This window comes from Pseudomonas sp. AC255 (assembly GCF_979258175.1).
In genome coordinates this window covers 3,244,159-3,262,316 of sequence record NZ_OZ409841.1, presented here as the reverse complement: position 1 = coordinate 3,262,316, position 18,158 = coordinate 3,244,159, and the positions used below count along the sequence as shown (strand labels likewise).

Below are 18,158 nucleotides of genomic sequence, written 5' to 3'. Positions count from 1 at the left end.
CGCCATTGTCCTGGCCTGCGCGCCGTCATTGGTCGGCAGACTGATGAGCAGGGTGGTGCAAGGCATATGCCAGTCGCCTGATTCGCGCAGGCGCCTCGCGCCGGGGGACGATGCCCGGCTATAATCGCCGCCTCTTTTCGCCGCCCGAGTCATTGCCGCCCATGTACACCCTGGCCCGTCAGCTGTTGTTCAAACTTTCCCCGGAAACCTCCCACGATCTGTCGCTGGATCTGATCGGCGCGGGTGGACGTTTGGGCCTCAACGGCTTGCTGTGCAAGGCACCGGCGAAAATGCCGGTGACCGTCATGGGGCTGGAGTTTCCGAACCCGGTAGGGCTGGCGGCAGGTCTGGACAAGAACGGCGCGGCCATCGATGGCTTTGCGCAACTGGGTTTCGGTTTTGTCGAAATCGGCACCGTGACCCCGCGTCCGCAGCCGGGTAACCCGAAACCACGAATCTTCCGCCTGCCGGAAGCCGAGGCGATCATCAACCGCATGGGCTTCAACAACCTTGGCGTGGATAACCTGCTGGCGCGGGTCGCTGCGGCGAAATACACAGGCGTGCTGGGCATCAATATCGGCAAGAACTTCGATACCCCGGTCGAGCGCGCGGTGGATGATTACCTGATCTGCCTGGACAAGGTCTACGCCCACGCCAGTTACATCACGGTCAACGTCAGCTCGCCGAATACCCCGGGCCTGCGCAGCCTGCAGTTCGGTGATTCGCTCAAACAATTGCTCGCGGACCTGGCCACGCGCCGCGCCGAACTGGCCCTGCGTCACGGCAAGCATGTGCCGCTGGCGATCAAGATCGCGCCGGACATGACCGACGAAGAAACTGCGCAGGTCGCCCAGGCGTTGATCGAAACCGGCATGGATGCGGTGATCGCCACCAATACGACTCTGAGCCGTGTCGGCGTCGAAGGCATGGAGCATGGTGACGAGGCGGGCGGTCTGTCGGGTGCGCCGGTGCGTGAAAAGAGCACCCATACCGTGAAGGTGCTGGCGGGCGAATTGGCCGGGCGTTTGCCGATCATTGCTGCGGGCGGGATTACCGAGGGCAAACACGCGGCGGAGAAAATTACTGCTGGCGCGAGCCTGGTGCAGATCTATTCGGGCTTCATCTACAAAGGCCCGGCGCTGATTCGTGAATCGGTAGACGCCATCGCCGCGTTGCGAAAATAACACCGGGTTATGTGCTCGGCACAAAAATGCAGGCATAAAAAAGGGCTCCTCGAAGGAGCCCCTGGGCCGTAGCCCGCCGTCCGGGAAGGACGTGCGTGGTTAATTCAATGCAAATTCAGATTGTCGTGTCGGAATAAATGCCCTGTGTCAGCCGACGGCGTGAAGTTCGTTGAGTCTGTGGATTCCCGCAGTGCCGGTCATACCGTCCCAGTTGTCGCCGCGTCCTTCTCGCCAGCCGTTGATCCAGGCTTGACGTACCGACGGTAGAGTAAATGGGCAAAGCTCACGGGATTTGCCACCAACGCCATATTGATATCCGCGCAAAAATGCTCTTTCCAACGGATCACGCTTAAGTCTTCTCATAGGGTGTTTCCCTCACTTGTTGACTGTAGTGTCGCGTTGACCTCAATTGAGGTCTGGCAGAAAAAACCTGCCATCGTGCGGCTCGCTGCCGGCGTGGCGAGCCAAGGTGTTGACGCCGTTGCGACGTCAACCTGTGCTCAGTTCTAACCAATGAGTCACACCGAGGGAATGATCGTTTTGTCATAAGCACGTAACGTAAAGGATGCTATGGCGATAAGTAACCGCGTATTTATTCAACGTTCATTGCGCAAACCCCGGTATGATCGGCGCCCCGCTGACTCAGGGGGTTAATCCTTTAGTGAGAATGACCCACGTTTGCGCTTGGGTAATATTCGACGAAGGGTCGCTTTCAGTCTTTTTGTTTCACCAACTTTTTTATCTGTCCCGGCATCTAAGCTCTTTTAACCCGAGCAGCGGGGATGGAACGGCACACCTTCGTGCCACGCGGGCGCTCTTTCAGAAAAGCGCCTGATTGAAAACCGGGTCGGCAATGCGTTGCCGGCCCACTAGCCAAAGGCTCTGGAATTACCATGTCCGATCGTTTCGAACTCTTCCTCACTTGCCCCAAAGGCCTTGAAGGCCTGCTCATCGAGGAAGCCGTCGGGCTTGGCCTTGAAGAAGCGCGCGAGCACACCTCCGCCGTGCGTGGCATGGCGACCATGGAAACCGCTTATCGCCTGTGCCTCTGGTCGCGTCTGGCCAACCGTGTGTTGCTGGTGCTCAAGCGTTTCCCGATGAAGGACGCCGAAGACCTCTACCACGGCGTGCTCGACATCGACTGGCAGGATCACATGCTCAGCGACGGCACCCTGGCCGTCGAATTCAGCGGCCACGGCTCGGGCATCGACAACACCCACTTCGGCGCGCTGAAAGTCAAAGATGCCATCGTCGACAAACTGCGCACGCCACAGGGCGATCGTCCATCCATCGACAAACTCAACCCGGACCTGCGCATTCACCTGCGACTGGATCGCGGCGAAGCGATTCTGTCCCTCGACCTGTCCGGCCACAGCCTGCACCAGCGTGGCTATCGCTTGCAGCAGGGCGCGGCGCCGCTGAAGGAAAACCTCGCGGCGGCAATCCTCATCCGTTCCGGCTGGCCGCGAATTGCCGCCGAAGGTGGCGCACTGGCTGACCCGATGTGCGGTGTCGGTACGTTTCTCGTCGAAGCGGGGATGATTGCCGCCGACATGGCGCCGAACCTGCGTCGCGAGCAGTGGGGCTTTACCGCGTGGCTCGGTCATGTGCCGGCACTGTGGAAAAAACTCCACGAAGAAGCCGTCGAGCGTGCTGCCGCCGGTCTGGCCAAACCGCCGCTGTGGATTCGCGGTTACGAAGCCGATCCACGACTGATTCAGCCAGGCCGCAATAACGTTGAGCGCGCCGGCCTCAGCGAGTGGATCAAGATCTACCAGGGCGAAGTGGCGACCTTCGAGCCGCGCCCGGATCAGAACCAGAAAGGTCTGGTCATCTGCAACCCGCCGTACGGCGAGCGTCTCGGTGACGAAGCCAGCCTGCTGTATCTCTACCAGAACCTCGGCGAGCGTCTGCGTCAGGCCTGCCTGAACTGGGAAGCGGCGGTGTTCACCGGCGCCCCGGATCTGGGCAAGCGCATGGGCATTCGCAGCCATAAACAGTATTCGTTCTGGAACGGCGCGCTGCCGTGCAAGCTGCTGCTGATCAAGGTCCTGCCCGATCAGTTCGTCACTGGCGAACGCCGCACTCCGGAACAGCGTCAGGCCGAGCGCGAGCAAGCGGCTTACGACCAGACCCCGGACGAGCCGCAAGAGCGCAAGTTCAACAAGAACGGCAACCCGATCAAGCCGACGCCAGCCCCGGCGCCAGTGATCGAACAACCGCGCCTGAGCGAAGGCGGGCAGATGTTTGCCAATCGCTTGCAGAAAAATCTCAAGGCGATGGGCAAGTGGGTCAAGCGCGAAGGCATCGATTGCTACCGCGTCTATGATGCCGACATGCCCGAATACGCAATGGCCATCGACCTGTACCACGACTGGGTGCACGTTCAGGAATACGCCGCGCCGAAATCCATCGACCCGGAAAAAGCCTCGGCGCGCATGTTCGACGCTTTGGCGGCCATCCCGCAGGCATTGAACGTCGACAAGAACCGCGTGGTGGTCAAGCGCCGCGAGCGGCAGAGCGGCACCAAGCAGTACGAGCGTCAGGCGGCCCAGGGCAAGTTCGTCGAGGTCAATGAAGGTGGTGTGAAGTTGCTGGTCAACCTCACCGACTACCTCGACACCGGCCTGTTCCTCGATCACCGGCCGATGCGCATGCGTATCCAGAAAGAGGCGGCCGGCAAGCGCTTCCTCAATCTGTTCTGCTACACCGCGACCGCCAGCGTACACGCGGCCAAGGGCGGCGCGCGCAGCACTACCAGCGTCGACCTGTCGAAAACCTATCTGGACTGGGCGCGCCGCAACCTGTCGCTGAACGGCTTCTCGGACAAGAACCGTCTGGAGCAGGGTGATGTGATGGCGTGGCTGGAAAGCAGCCGCGACGAATACGACCTGATCTTCATCGACCCGCCGACGTTCTCCAACTCCAAGCGCATGGAAGGCATCTTCGACGTACAGCGCGATCAGGTGCAGTTGATCGACTTGGCGATGGCGCGGCTGGCACCGGGTGGCGTGCTGTATTTCTCCAACAACTTCCGCAAGTTCCAGTTGGAGGAAAACCTCGCCGAGCGTTATGCGGTCGAGGAAATCAGCGCGCAGACCATTGATCCGGATTTCGCCCGCAATACCAAGATCCACCGCGCCTGGAAAATCACGGCTCGTTGACGCTTTCACTGGTTGGATCCACAGAGCCTTGATTTTTAACGGCTCGGTGGATCCAGCGGTGCTGGCTAAATTAGTGGCTAATAGCTATAACTCACACACCGCCAATGGGGTTTTCCCGTGAATCTGGCGGAGTGAGTCGTGCTTATGCCGTTGCACCCCGTGCGCCCGAAAATCCTCGGTTTCATCAGTGAAGACGTCTCAGCCTGGCTGGTCGCTTTGCTGGTGTTGCTTGCCGGCGGGATTCTCACCGGGCTGCTCGCGTGGGGCACCTTCAACCAGTTTCAGCAACAATCGCGTCAGCGCTTTCAACTGCTGGCCAACGAACGCTACAGCCGTATCGCCGAACGTTTTCAGGACCAGGAGCAACGTCTCGATGGTCTGCGGCGGTTCTTCGCCAACTCCGAATCGGTGTCCCGCGCCGAATTCGACGGCTACTCCCGCCCTTTATTGCTGCGCACCCAAGCCTATACCTATGCCCCGAGAGTCAGTGGTGCCGAACGCGCCGCGTTCGAACAGCAGGTGCGTGACGAAGGCCTGAGCAACTTCACCATTCGCGAGCTCGACGCCAATGGCGAGCTGCAACTGGCGGCAGCGCGCGACGCATATGTGCCGGTGCTGTACACCCAGACCCAAAGCCGATTGGCGCCACCACTGGGTTATGACTTGCTCGCCCAACCCTTGCGCCGCGAAACCCTGCAACGCGCCGACCAGCTCGGCAGCATGGCGGTGTCGCAACCGATGCATCTTGTCGGGATTGAGCCGTCCTACGCGCGTGGGGTGTTGCTACTGGCGCCGGTCAGTCGCGCCGGAGAATCGCAGCCGTTCGGCTATGTGATGGCGGTGATCAGCATGCGCCAGTTGCTCGCCGACGGTTTGCCCGATGCCCTGCACGATTACCTGTCGGTGCGCATTCTCGACCTGTCGACCCAGGATCAGCACGAGGCGCTGTTCGAATCGAGCAACGAGGCGGTGCCCGGCGATCTGGCGGCGACGCGCTTGCTGCGCATGGCCGACCACGACTATCAGGTCGATATCCTTCCGAGCGAGGCGTTCATGCAGGCCAACCATTCGTCGGTGGGCAGCGTGATCATTCTTGGCGGCTTGCTCAGCGCATTGCTCAGCGCCTTGCTTTACGTGCTGGTCAGCCAGCGCCAGCGCGCGGTGCGGCTGGTCGAGGTGCGCACCCAGGAATTGCACGAGCGCGAGCAGGAACTGCGCGGCACCCACGGTCAGTTGCGCGGCGTGCTGAATGCCGCCACTCAGGTCGCGATCATTGCCACCGACCTGCGCGGCGTGATCAACACTTTCAATCCCGGTGCCGAGCAAATGCTCGGCTACAGCAGCGCCGAAGTGGTCGGGCGCATGACCCTGGAGAACCTGCATTTACCCAGGGAACTGGCGGCGCGTTCGGCCGAGTTGAGTGCGCGCTACGGCAAAAGCATCCCGACTTGCCACGCGATGCTGGTCGAGGGCGGCGAAGTCGGCGGTCATGAAGCACGCGAATGGACCATGGTGCGCAGCGATGGCAGTCATCTGCCGGTGAACATGCTCGCCACGCCGGTGCTTGACGAGCAAGGCCTGTGGGTCGGTCATCTGGCGATCTGCATCGACATCACCGAGCGCAAACGCGTGCACGAAGTGCTGGCAGCACGCGACACGTTGCTGAAGAAGCTCAGCGCCCATGTTCCGGGCGGCATTTACCAATTCAAAATGGAATTCGACGGACGCTTCAGCGTGATCTACGCCAGCGATGGCATCCGCGAAATCTACGAGTTGGAGCCGGATGTGCTGCTGCTCGACTCCGAGGCGATTTTCAGTCGCATTCACCCGCAGGACGCGATTCGCGTGCGCTCATCCATCCGCGAATCGGCGGAAAATCTCAGCCCGTGGCGCGAGGAATACCGCGTGCAACTGCCTGAACGCGGCCTGCGCTGGGTGCGCGGCGAGGCGACACCGGAAGAGCTGCCGGGCGGCGGGGTGCTGTGGCACGGTTACATCTCGGATATTTCTGACCTCAAGCGCGTGGAAGAAGAATTGCGCGCGTTGTCGATCACCGATTCGCTGACCGGCATTCACAATCGCCGCTATTTCCAGGAACGCCTGACCACCGAAATGGCCCGGGTTGAGCGTGGCGGCGGTGAGTTGTCGGTGATCATGCTCGACATCGACCACTTCAAACGCATCAACGATCAGTTCGGCCACGCCGTCGGCGACCGCGTGCTGCAAGCAGTTTGCGAGCGGATCGGCCATCGCTTGCGCCGCACCGACGTGTTCTGCCGTCTGGGCGGCGAAGAGTTCATGGTGCTGTGCCCGGACATCGACGGCGAACACGCTTACATGCTGGCGAGGGAATTGTGGGAAGGTTTGCGCGGCGCGCCGGTGGACGTGGTCGGCGTAGTCACCGCCAGTTTCGGCATCGCCAGTTGGCGCCCGGGGGAGGGCGCGGATGCGCTGTTGCTGCGCGCTGACTCAGGGGTTTATGCAGCGAAGCAGAATGGCCGGGATCGGGTTGAGCGGGAGATGAGCTGAGCCGCTGATGCTCGATACACCACACACCTGTGGGAGCTGGCTTGCCAGCGATAGGGTTATTCCAGTCAGCATATTCGGTGACTGACAGTCCGCTATCGCTGGCAAGCCAGCTCCCACAGGGTTTTGTGGTGTGGCTTGGATTGGGTTACAGCACCGAAGCGGTCTGCGGCAGTTTCGGCTGTTTGTACAGATCCAGCAGCACCTGATCGAGCACCGACGAGGCGCCGAACGGGGCCTTGTCGTTGAGGATCGCTACCACCGCCCAGGTATTGCCGTTCACATCGCGACTGAAACCGGCGATCGCGCGCACGGTGTTCAGGGTGCCGGTCTTGACGTGGGCTTCGCCGCGCATCGCCGTGGTTTTCAGGCGTTTGCGCATGGTGCCGTCGGTGCCGGCAATCGGCAGCGAGCTGATGTATTCGGCGGCGTACGGGCTGTGCCAGGCGGCCTGCAGCATGTTGGCCATTTCCCGCGCACTGACCCGCTCGGCCCGCGACAGACCAGAACCATTCTCCATCACCAGATGCGGCGCGGTGATGCCTTTCTTCGCCAGCCACTGACGTACCACGCGCTGCGCAGCCCGCGCGTCATCACCGTCGGCATCGTTGCGGAAACGCTGGCCAAGGCTGAGGAACAGCTGCTGGGCCATGGTGTTGTTACTGTATTTGTTGATGTCGCGGATGATCTCGGCCAGATCCGGCGAGTACGCACGGGCAAGCAGTTTGGCGCTGCTCGGCGTCGGCGCCAGACGATCCTTGCCCTGAATGCTGCCACCCAGTTCCTTCCAGATCGCCCGCACGGCGCCGGCGGTGTAGGTCGCGTGGTCGAGCAGCGACAGATAAGTCTGCGAGCTGCAGCCTTCGCCCAACTGGCCGCCGACGGTTACGGTCACGCTGCCATCGGCCTGCGGCACCGGGTTGTAGCGCACGCCGCCGGTGCATTGCTTGGACGGCAGGGCTTTGACGGTGTTTTCGATGCGGATGTTCGCGATCGGCGGCTCCACGGAAATCAACACGCGGCCACCGTCATTGCGCGCAACAAAGCGCAGGGCCTTGAGGTTGACCAGCAGCGAGTCGGGCTTGACCAGGAACGGCTTGTTGTCGTCGTTGCCGTCATCGTTGAATTCCGGCAATTGCGGCTGCACGAAGAAGTTGCGGTCGAGGATCAGGTCGCCGGTGATCTGGGTCACGCCATTGGCGCGCAGGTCGCGCATCAACAGCCAGAGTTTCTCCATGTTCAGCTTCGGGTCACCGCCGCCCTTGAGGTAAAGGTTGCCGTTGAGAATGCCGCCGCTCAGGGTGCCATCGGTGTAGAACTCGGTTTTCCACTGATGGTTGGGCCCGAGCATTTCCAGCGCCGCGTAAGTGGTGACCAGTTTCATCGTCGAGGCCGGATTGACCGAGACGTCGGCGTTGAACACGGTCGGCGTGCCCGGACCGTCGAGCGGCACCATCACCAGCGACAGCGCAGTGGGCTGCAGCTTGCTGGCCTTGAGGGCTTTTTCGACGTTCGGGGTGAGGGAAGTGTTGATGGTGGCAGCGGAGACAGGCAGGGCCAGAGGCAGAAGAAGGCCGGCGAGAAACAGTGGACGCAACGATTTGATCATATGCAATAAAACCCTGCAAAAGAGGGGAAAAAGACGAGGACATGGATGAAAAGGCCCTCAGTGGTCATGAAAGTGTCGGCATTATGCCCCAAGCTGTAACAGCTTGTGCCGTGTCGGGGCCGGCCAAGTGGTTATTTTTTTACAGGCGGTCGGCCGCAGCGACCAGAGAGTCGGGCAATCGCTGGCTTAAACTGGTAAAGTGCCGGCCGTTATTACTTAAGAGGATTGTTCCAATGGCGACTAACCGTTCCCAGCGTCTGCGCAAAAAACTGTGCGTAGATGAATTTCAAGAGCTGGGTTTCGAACTGAACCTGGACTTCAAAGAAGACTTGTCCGAAGAAGCCATTGACGCTTTCCTCGAAGCATTCATCAAAGAAGCCATGGCAGCCAACGGTCTGGGTTATGTTGGCGGCGACGACTTCGGTCTGGTGTGCCTGCAGAAGCGTGGCTCGGTCAACGAAGAGCAGCGCGCTGCCGTTGAAGCCTGGCTGAAAAACCGCTCCGAGCTGACCAAGTACGAAGTCAGCCCGCTGCTGGATGTGTGGTATCCGGAAAAGCCGATCAACGCGGCTAAGTGATACTGAAAAAACGGCGACCTTCGGGTCGCCGTTTTTTTTCGTCTGGGGTTTGGGTGTTCGACTTGGATTCAGTGGTGGATTCACCCCTCACCCCAGCCCTCTCCCGAGGGAGAGGGAGCCGATTTGTGGGCTTTTCAAGATATGAGTTCGACTCGGTACCTCATGTGGCGCACCTCTTCCAGACACCACGGTCAGTTCCCTCTCCCTCCGGGAGAGGGCTAGGGTGAGGGGCTTTTGATCTTAAGCTTTACGCCAATTCAAAATCACCAGCGTCACCACCCCCGCAACAATCCCCCAGAACGCCGAGCCAATGGAAAACAGCGTCAGCCCCGACGCGGTGACCATAAAGGTGATCAGTGCAGCTTCCCGTTCCTTCGCCTCGCTCATGGCAATGCTCAAGCCATTGATGATCGAGCCGAACAGCGCCAGCGCGGCAATCGACAGCACCAGTTCTTTCGGCAACGCGGCAAACAACGCTGCCAACGTGGCGCCGAACACCCCGGCAATCCCGTAGAACACCCCGCACCACACCGCTGCGGTGTAGCGCTTGTTGCGATCTTCATGGGCATGCGGGCCGGTGCAGATCGCCGCGCTGATGGCCGCGAGGTTGATGCCGTGGGAGCCGAACGGCGCCAGCAACAGCGAGGCGATGCCGGTGGTGGTGATCAGTGGCGAGGCCGGGACGTTATAGCCATCGGCGCGCAGCACGGCGATGCCGGGCATGTTCTGCGAGGTCATCGCCACCACGAACAGCGGAATGCCGATGCTGATGGTTGCGGCCAGGGAGAAGTGCGGCGTGGTCCAGACCGGGGTGGCCACTTCCAGATGAAAGCCGTTGAAATCCAGCAGCCCCATGAAGCCCGACAGCGCGGTGCCGATCAGCAGCGCCGCGAGCACCGCATAGCGCGGCGACAGGCGCTTGACCAGCAGATAAGTGAAGAACATCCCCAACACCAGACCGGTACGGTGTTGCGCGGCGACGAAGATTTCGCTGCCGATCTTGAACAGAATCCCTGCCAGCAGAGCTGCCGCCAAAGAGGCCGGGATCTTTTTTACCAGCCGTTCGAAGCTGCCGGTCAGGCCGCAGATCGTCACCAGCACCGCGCACGTGACATAGGCGCCGATTGCCTCGCCATAACTGACACCGCCCAGGCTGGTGATCAGCAACGCCGCGCCGGGTGTCGACCAGGCGATGGTGATCGGCGTGCGATAGCGCAGCGACAGGCCGATCGAACACACCGCCATGCCGATAGAAATCGCCCAGATCCACGAGGAAATCTGCCCGCTGCTCAGGCCGGCCGCTTGCCCGGCCTGGAACATCAGCACCAGCGAACTGGTGTAGCCGGTCATCATCGCGATGAAACCGGCAACGATGGCGGAAGGCGAAGTGTCGGCCAGAGGGCGCAGGCGGGCGTGGGTGGCGTCGGTCATGACGGCGGTGTTCCTTATAGCAATGGAGATGTCCGCCACAACACAGAACCTCTGTGGGAGCGAGCCTGCTCGCGAAAGCGCTATGTCAGTCAACATTCATAGTGAATGTGAAATGGCTTTCGCGAGCAGGCTCGCTCCCACGGGGATTGCGGTCATGCAGCGGATTCTGCGATCAAGCCTAAACTCAAACCTGACAAACCGTTGCAATACAGCCGCAGGCGCAAACAGCCGTACAGTCGTGTTGCCACCATTCATTGTGTACAATCGCGCTGTTTTTTACGCGATACTTGCCAGCGACCTACTGTGCCGTATTACAGTCACGGTCTATTCGCCGCAGTTTTCCCGACTCGAGTGCCCATGAACGAACAGTTGCAACCCCTCAAGAAACAACCGCGAGCAGGCAAAGCCGGCCGCAGCGGAACCCAGGACGATATTGTCTACGCGCATATCTTCGAGGCCATCCTCGAACAGCGTCTGGCGCCCGGTACCAAGTTGAGCGAAGAGGCGCTGGGGGAAATCTTCGGGGTCAGCCGCACCATCATTCGCCGCGCGCTGTCGCGTCTGGCCCATGAAGGCGTGGTGCTGTTGCGGCCGAATCGTGGCGCCGTCGTCGCCAGCCCGAGCGTTGAAGAGGCGCGACAGGTGTTCCTCGCCCGCCGTCTGGTCGAGCGTGCGATCACTGAATTGGCCGTGCAGCACGCCACGGCCGAGCAGATCGCCGAATTGCGGCAGATGGTCAACGATGAGCGCGACAGCTTCTCGCGCGGCGATCGCGGTGCCGGTATTCGTCTGTCAGGCGAATTCCACCTGAAACTGGCGGAAGCGGCGATGAACGCACCGTTGATCAGCTTCCAGCGCAGCCTGGTTTCGCAGACCTCGCTGATCATCGCCCAGTATGAAAGCGGCAACCGCTCGCACTGCTCGTACGACGAACACACGCAGTTGATCGACGCCATTGAAAAGCGCGACGGCGAACTGGCGGTGAATCTGATGATGCATCACATGGATCACATCGACAGCAAGCTCAACCTCGACGAGGAAGGCGCGTCGGATGATCTGCATGCGGTGTTCTCGCACTTGTTGCAGACCAAGAAGCCGGGGCGTCCAGCGGCCAAGCTCTGATCTGAAACAGAGTCGCCCCAATCGCTGGCAAGCCAGCTCCCACAGGTTTCTCGGTGTATCGCAGATTTGGTGAACCCCACAAAACCCTGTGGGAGCTGGCTTGCCAGCGATAGCCCCCTGACCGGCAACAAAAATCCCCCGGGGTAAACACCACCGGGGATGATCGTTCCCACGCTCTGCGTGGGAACGCCTCTAGGGACGCTCCGCGTCCAGTGACGCGGAGCGTCACGGGCTGCATTCCCACGCAGAGCGTGGGAACGATCAGTGCGAAGAGGTTAGCGCTGATGCACCAGCGCCCCCGCCGCATACGTCTGCGCCACCGTGCGGTCATCCCCCAGCGTCATCAATACAAACAACGTCTCGGCAATGTTATTGGACTGCTTCAAGCGATAACTCAGCAGCGGCGTGGCGTTGTAATCCAGTACCAGGAAGTCGGCATCGGAGCCCGGTTGCAGATTGCCGATCCTGTCTTCCAGACGCAGCGCCCGCGCACCACCCAGGGTCGCCAGATACAGCGACTTGAACGGGCTCAACCGCGCGCCCTGCAGTTGCATGACCTTGTAGGCTTCGTTGAGGGTTTGCAGCAGGGAGAAACTGGTACCGCCGCCGACGTCGGTGCCGAGGCCGACATTGAGCTTGTGCTTCTCGGCCATCGGCAGGTTGAACAGGCCGCTGCCGAGGAACAGGTTCGAGGTCGGGCAGAACGAGATCGCCGAGCCGGTTTCCGCCAGCCGCGCGCATTCTTCGTCACACAGGTGCACGCCGTGGGCGAATATCGAGCGCTCGCCGAGCAGTTGGTAGTGATCGTAGACGTCGAGGTAGCCCTTGCGCTCCGGAAACAGCTCCTTGACCCACTCGATTTCCTTGAGGTTTTCGCTGATGTGGGTCTGCATGTACAGATCCGGGTATTCAGTCAGCAGTTGCCCGGCGAGGGTCAGTTGTTCCGGGGTGCTGGTGGGGGCGAAGCGCGGCGTCACCGCATAGTGCAAGCGGCCCTTGCCGTGCCAGCGCTCGATCAGCGCCTTGCTGTCGACGTAACTGGATTCGGCGGTATCGACCAGATAGTCCGGGGCATTGCGGTCCATCATCACCTTGCCGGCGATCATGCGCAGATCAAGCTTTTCCGCCGCTTCAAAAAACGAATTGACTGACTGCGGGTGCACGCTGCCGAACACCAGCGCCGTGGTGGTGCCGTTGCGCAGCAGTTCCTTGATGAAAATGTCCGCCACTTCGTCGGCGTGGGCCTTGTCGCCAAACTGGCTTTCGCAGGGGAAGGTGTAGGTGTTCAGCCAGTCGAGCAGTTGCTCGCCATAGGAGCCGACCATGCCGGTCTGCGGCAGGTGAATGTGCGTATCGATAAAGCCGGGGGTGATCAGCGCATCCTGATAATGGTTGATCTCGATATCCGCCGGCAGGGTTGGCAGCAGTTCGCTGGCGTGGCCGAGGGCGCTGATCTTGCCGTCGTCGATCACCAGCAGGCCATCCTCGAAATATTCATACGAGGCTTCGATGCCGACTTCGGCAGGGTCGGCGATGCTGTGCAGGATGGCGGCGCGGTAGGCTTTGCGAGTCAGAGGCATGAGGGTTCTCTAATCAGTTTGAGGCTTTGAGTTTGGCGGCCTGACTGCGGCGCGAGGCGGGCAGCAGTCGGGCAATCGGTTCGGCGCGGGCGCTGTGCTGGCCGAAATTGGCGTTGTAAGTGGCGATGATTTCGCCGGCGATGGAGATGGCGATTTCCACAGGCAGTTTGCCTTTGACTTCGCCGATGCCCATCGGGCAGCGCATGCGCTGCACCACGCTCGGGTCGAAACCACGATCACGCAGACGGTGTTCGAATTTGGCGCGTTTGGTTTTCGAGCCGATCAGGCCGAACCAAGTGAAATCGTTACGCTTGAGAATCGCCGCGGTCAGCTCCAGATCGAGCTGATGGTTGTGGGTCATGACGATGCAGTAGCTGCCGGCGGGCAGGTCATCGACTTCATCCACCGGCTCTTCGCTGACGATTTTACGCACGCCGTGGGGGATGTGTTCAGGAAACTCGGCCGCGCGCGAATCGATCCAGCGCACCCGGCAGGGCAGGCTGGCCAGCAGCGGCACGAGGGCGCGACCAACATGGCCGGCACCGAACACGGCAATCTGCGCCTGCACCTGGCCCATCGGTTCGAACAGCAACACCGTAGCGCCACCGCAGCACTGGCCGAGACTGGCGCCGAGGCTGAAGCGCTCCAGATGGGTGTCCTGCTTGCCGCTGGCGAGCATCTCGCGGGCGATCTGCATGGCTTTGAATTCCAGATGCCCGCCACCGATGGTGTCGAACAGGCGGTCGGCACTGACGACCATTTTCGAGCCGGCGTTGCGTGGCGTCGAACCGAGTTCTTCGATGATCGTCACCAGCACACAGGGCTCGCCCTGATTCTGCAGGTCGGCGAGGGCGTCGATCCAGTTGTACATGTTCACCTCGACATCTTCGTTGTCTGTGCCGGCCTCTTCGCGAGCAGGCTCGCTCCCACATTGGCAATGCATTCCAAATGTGGGAGCGAGCCTGCTCGCGAATGGCCGCGCCTCGGTCCTAGAGCGGAGCCAGCTCGGTTTCAGCTTCGACGGCTTTCACCGCTTTGAGCTGACGCATCTGCTCGCAACCCCACAACACCCGCTCCGGCGTGGCTGGCGCGTCGATTTTCGGCTGATGCTGATAATCACCGAGGCTCGCCACCGCATCCTTGATCGCACACCACGCGGCGATCCCGAGCATGAACGGCGGTTCACCGACAGCTTTGGAATGGAACACCGTGTCTTCCGGGTTCTTGCGGTTTTCCACCAGCTTCACTCGCAGATCCAGCGGCATGTCCGCCACCGCCGGGATCTTGTAGCTGGCCGGGCCGTTGGTCATCAGCTTGCCTTTGTTGTTCCAGACCAGCTCTTCCATGGTCAGCCAGCCCATACCTTGCACGAAACCACCCTCGACCTGACCGATGTCGATCGACGGGTTCAGCGAGGCGCCGACGTCATGCAGGATGTCGGTGCGCAGCATCTTGTACTCGCCGGTCAGGGTGTCGACGATCACTTCGCAGCAGGCTGCGCCAAAGGCGAAGTAATAGAACGGACGGCCCCGCGCCTGACTGCGGTCGTAGTAGATTTTCGGGGTCTTGTAGAAGCCAGTGCTCGACAGCGAAACCTGATTGAAATACGCCTGCTGGATCAGCGCTTCGAACGTCAGGATCTGCTCGCGCACCCGCACGTGGCCGTTGCGGAATTCGACGTCTTCTTCGCTGACCTTGTAGTGCCGCGCGGCGAATTCGACCAGGCGTTGCTTGATGGTCTGTGCTGCGTTCTGCGCGGCTTTGCCGTTCAGGTCAGCACCGCTGGAAGCAGCGGTCGGCGAGGTGTTCGGCACTTTGTCGGTGTTGGTCGCAGTGATCTGCACACGATCGATTTCGACCTGGAACACTTCCGCCACGACCTGAGCGACTTTGGTGTTCAGGCCCTGGCCCATTTCCGTACCGCCGTGGTTCAGGTGGATGCTGCCGTCGGTGTAGATGTGGATCAGCGCACCGGCCTGGTTCAAGAAGCTCGCAGTGAAGGAAATGCCGAATTTCACCGGAGTCAGCGCCAGGCCTTTTTTCAGGATCGGGCTGTTGGCGTTGTAGCGACGGATCGCTTCGCGGCGCTCGGCGTACTGGCTGCTTTCTTCCAGTTCGGCGGTCATCTCTTCGAGCATGTTGTGCTCGACGGTCTGGTAGTAGTGGGTGACGTTGCGCTCGGTCTTGCCGTAGTAGTTGGCCTTGCGCACCGCCAGCGGATCAAGCTTCAGGTGCCGGGCAATCGCGTCCATCACTTCCTCGATGGCGACCATGCCTTGCGGGCCACCGAAACCACGATAAGCGGTGTTCGAGGCGGTGTTGGTCTTGCAGCGGTGACCGTTGATGGTCGCATCGCCGAGATAGTAGGAGTTGTCCGAGTGGAACATCGCCCGGTCAACGATCGAGGCGGACAAGTCCGGCGAGCAGCCGCAGTTGCCGGCCAGCTCCATATTGATCCCGTGCAGACGGCCGCTGCTGTCGAAGCCGACGTCGTATTCAACGTAGAACGGGTGGCGCTTGCCGGTCATCAGCATGTCTTCGACACGCGGCAGGCGCATCTTGGTCGGTTGGCCGGTGAGGTGCGCGACCACTGCGCACAGGCACGCCGGACTCGCGGCCTGGGTTTCCTTGCCACCAAAACCACCGCCCATGCGGCGCATGTCGACGACGATCTTGTTCATCGACACGTCGAGCACTTCGGCGACCAGTTTTTGCACTTCGGTCGGGTTCTGCGTCGAGCAGTAGACGATCATGCCGCCGTCTTCAGTAGGCATCACCGAGGAGATCTGTGTCTCCAGATAGAAGTGCTCCTGGCCGCCGATGTGCAGCGTGCCCTGAATGCGGTGTTCAGCCGTGGCCAGTGCAGAGGCCGAGTCGCCGCGCTGATGGGTGTGGCTGTCGAGCACGAAATGGCGCTTGCGCAGGGCTTCGACCACGTCGAGCACCGGTTCGAGGTCTTCGTATTCGATGATTGCGGCCATCGCTGCTTTGCGCGCGGTCTCCAGATCTTTCGCTGCGACTGCCAGCACTGGCTGGCCGACGAACTGCACGTCATCGATGGCCAGCAGCGGGTCACCCGGCATCAGCGGGCCGATGTCCTTCAGGCCCGGCACGTCTTCGTGGGTGATGACAATGCGCACGCCTTCGAAGGCGTAGCACGGCGACGTGTCGATGCTGAGGATTTTCGCGTGGGCACGGTCCGACAGGCGCGCATACAGGTGCAATTGGTTGGGGAATTCCAGCCGATCATCGATGTACTGCGCTTCACCGGACACATGCTTGGCGGCGCTGTCGTGCTTGACGCTGCGGCCGACACCGGTGGTCAGATCCTTGGCGAACAGTTCGGCCAATTCAGCTTGAGTCTTCTCTACGGCGTGATGGTTAGACATAAGCGGTCACCCGAGTCTCGATGTGCGGTGTTTGCAGTTCGATGAAGTATTTGCGCAGCAGATTCTGCGCGCTGAGCAGGCGATATTCCTTGCTGGCGCGGAAGTCCGAGAGTGGCGTGAAGTCTTCGGCCAGCGCGGCGCAGGCGCGTTCGATCACGGCGTTATTGAACGGCTGACCAAGCAGCACGGCTTCGCAATGCGCAGCGCGTTTGGGGATTGCCGCCATGCCGCCGAAGGCCACCCGGGCGTCGCTGATCACGCCATTTTCCACGCGCAGATTGAACGCAGCACAGACGGCGGAGATGTCGTCGTCCAGTCGCTTCGACACTTTATAGGCGCGGAACAAGTGCTCGGCGCTGGCGCGCGGGACGATGATTTTTTCGATGAATTCGCTTTCCTGGCGCGCGGTGACGCGGTAGTCGATGAAGTAATCTTCCAGGTTCAAGGTGCGGCGGGTTTCGCCTTTGCACAGCACGATCTGCGCGCCGAGGGCGATCAGCAGCGGTGGCGAGTCACCGATCGGCGATGCGTTGCCGATGTTGCCGCCGAGGGTGCCTTGATTGCGGATCTGCAACGAGGCGAAGCGGTGCAGCAATTCGCCGAAGTCCGGGTACTCGGCATTCAACGCCTCGTAGCAGTCGGAAAGGGCAGTGGCGGCGCCGATTTCGATGCGGTCATCGAAGGTTTCGATGCGCTTCATTTCGGCGACGTTGCCGACGTAGATCATCACCGGCAGAGTGCGGTGGAACTGGGTGACTTCCAGCGCCAGATCGGTGCCGCCGGCGAGCAGCCGCGCTTGTGGATAAGCGTCGTAGAGGTCGGCCAGGTCAGCGACGGTCAGCGGCACCAGGCAGCGTTTGTCGCCGCTGTTGAGTTCACCGATATCGGTCGGCGCGATAGCCTTGAGGCGGGCGATGGTTTCGGCTTCGCGGGCGTCGAACTGATCCGCTGGCTTGCCGAGGCAGGATTGTTCGGCTGCGGCGAGAATAGGCCGGTAGCCGGTGCAGCGGCAGAGGTTGCCGGCCAGTGCTTCGTGGGCCTTGGCCTGATCCGGCGCATCGCTGTTCTTTTGCAGGGCGAACAACGACATCACAAAACCGGGGGTGCAGAAGCCGCACTGCGAACCGTGGCACTCGACCATGGCTTTCTGCACGCTGTGCAGTTCGCCCTTGTGCTTGAGGTCTTCGACGCTGATCAGTTGTTTGCCGTGCAACGACGAAACGAAGGTCAGGCACGAGTTGAGGCTGCGATAGCGAATGTGTTCACGCCCGCTGTCATCGGTCTGCAACTCGCCAACCACCACGGTGCAGGCGCCGCAGTCGCCACTGGCGCAACCTTCTTTGGTGCCGGGCTTGCCCACATGTTCACGCAGGTAATTGAGCACAGTCAGATTCGGGTCCAGGGCGTGCTCGCTACGGAGTTCCTGGTTAAGTAAAAACTGGATCACGGAAGGCCTCGCAGACTCATTATTGTTGTTAACCGACGTGAACCGAATTTAGCAGGTCTGACTTTTCGGTCAATGGTTTTCTGACTTAAAGGTCAGGAAAATCCGTTTCGTCGATCAACAGCGTGTCT

General features: G+C 60.9%; 12 protein-coding genes. 5 read left to right on the top strand and 7 right to left on the bottom strand.

From position 1 onward, the window contains the following. The first annotated feature begins 161 nt into the window (after positions 1-161). Positions 162-1,184 carry a quinone-dependent dihydroorotate dehydrogenase gene (locus ACZZ0K_RS14760; RefSeq protein WP_252885648.1) on the top strand — a complete coding sequence of 341 codons (1,023 nt, stop codon included), beginning with the start codon at positions 162-164 and terminating at the stop codon, positions 1,182-1,184. 147 nt (positions 1,185-1,331) lie between these two features. On the opposite strand, the gene rmf is transcribed toward ACZZ0K_RS14760, so the two are convergent. Next, complete coding sequence (gene rmf, locus ACZZ0K_RS14755; protein ID WP_003223300.1) at positions 1,332-1,547, bottom strand: ribosome modulation factor; 216 nt, start codon at positions 1,545-1,547, stop codon at positions 1,332-1,334. Positions 1,548-2,077: 530 nt separating this feature from the next. On the opposite strand from rmf, the gene rlmKL reads away from it, so the two are divergent. Together rlmKL and ACZZ0K_RS14745 are read left to right on the top strand one after the other, a co-directional pair. After that, on the top strand, positions 2,078-4,348 hold the full coding sequence (rlmKL, locus tag ACZZ0K_RS14750; protein ID WP_024012311.1) for a bifunctional 23S rRNA (guanine(2069)-N(7))-methyltransferase RlmK/23S rRNA (guanine(2445)-N(2))-methyltransferase RlmL: 2,271 nt from the start codon (positions 2,078-2,080) through the stop codon (positions 4,346-4,348). A 144-nt stretch (positions 4,349-4,492) separates the two neighbouring features. Continuing rightward, on the top strand, positions 4,493-6,877 hold the full coding sequence (locus ACZZ0K_RS14745; RefSeq protein ID WP_258707841.1) for a sensor domain-containing diguanylate cyclase: 2,385 nt from the start codon (positions 4,493-4,495) through the stop codon (positions 6,875-6,877). Positions 6,878-7,022: 145 nt separating this feature from the next. Here the strand turns inward: ACZZ0K_RS14745 and dacB are convergent, their stop codons facing one another. Next, the gene (dacB, locus tag ACZZ0K_RS14740; RefSeq protein ID WP_041479117.1) at positions 7,023-8,483 is read right to left on the bottom strand and encodes a D-alanyl-D-alanine carboxypeptidase/D-alanyl-D-alanine endopeptidase; all 1,461 of its coding nucleotides are present in this window, start codon (positions 8,481-8,483) and stop codon (positions 7,023-7,025) included. Between the two features lie 233 nt (positions 8,484-8,716). Here dacB and ACZZ0K_RS14735 point away from each other — a divergent pair, with 233 nt between their 5' ends. After that, entirely contained in the window at positions 8,717-9,061 is a 345-nt protein-coding gene (locus ACZZ0K_RS14735) for a YggL family protein (RefSeq protein ID WP_056784184.1), read from the top strand. Positions 9,062-9,301: 240 nt separating this feature from the next. Here ACZZ0K_RS14735 and ACZZ0K_RS14730 read toward each other — a convergent pair whose 3' ends face one another. Beyond that, entirely contained in the window at positions 9,302-10,492 is a 1,191-nt protein-coding gene (locus ACZZ0K_RS14730) for a benzoate/H(+) symporter BenE family transporter (RefSeq protein ID WP_323621436.1), read from the bottom strand. A gap of 357 nt (positions 10,493-10,849) precedes the next feature. Here ACZZ0K_RS14730 and ACZZ0K_RS14725 point away from each other — a divergent pair, with 357 nt between their 5' ends. Beyond that, entirely contained in the window at positions 10,850-11,614 is a 765-nt protein-coding gene (locus ACZZ0K_RS14725) for a GntR family transcriptional regulator (protein WP_007918375.1), read from the top strand. A 275-nt stretch (positions 11,615-11,889) separates the two neighbouring features. Here ACZZ0K_RS14725 and guaD read toward each other — a convergent pair whose 3' ends face one another. The 4 genes from guaD to xdhA all read right to left on the bottom strand — a co-directional run bounded on the left by guaD (position 11,890) and on the right by xdhA (position 18,030). Further along, positions 11,890-13,194 carry a guanine deaminase gene (guaD, locus tag ACZZ0K_RS14720; RefSeq protein ID WP_258707843.1) on the bottom strand — a complete coding sequence of 435 codons (1,305 nt, stop codon included), beginning with the start codon at positions 13,192-13,194 and terminating at the stop codon, positions 11,890-11,892. Positions 13,195-13,207: 13 nt separating this feature from the next. Continuing rightward, positions 13,208-14,065: a xanthine dehydrogenase accessory protein XdhC gene (gene xdhC, locus ACZZ0K_RS14715; RefSeq protein ID WP_258707844.1), complete on the bottom strand. Its 858-nt coding sequence runs from the start codon at positions 14,063-14,065 to the stop codon at positions 13,208-13,210. 118 nt (positions 14,066-14,183) lie between these two features. Continuing rightward, a complete protein-coding gene (gene xdhB / locus ACZZ0K_RS14710; protein WP_122692165.1) occupies positions 14,184-16,583 on the bottom strand; it encodes a xanthine dehydrogenase molybdopterin binding subunit in 2,400 nt (799 codons plus the stop codon). After that, positions 16,576-18,030: a xanthine dehydrogenase small subunit gene (gene xdhA / locus ACZZ0K_RS14705; protein WP_258707845.1), complete on the bottom strand. Its 1,455-nt coding sequence runs from the start codon at positions 18,028-18,030 to the stop codon at positions 16,576-16,578. Before xdhA ends, xdhB begins: the two co-directional genes overlap by 8 nt. Positions 18,031-18,158 lie beyond the last annotated feature (128 nt).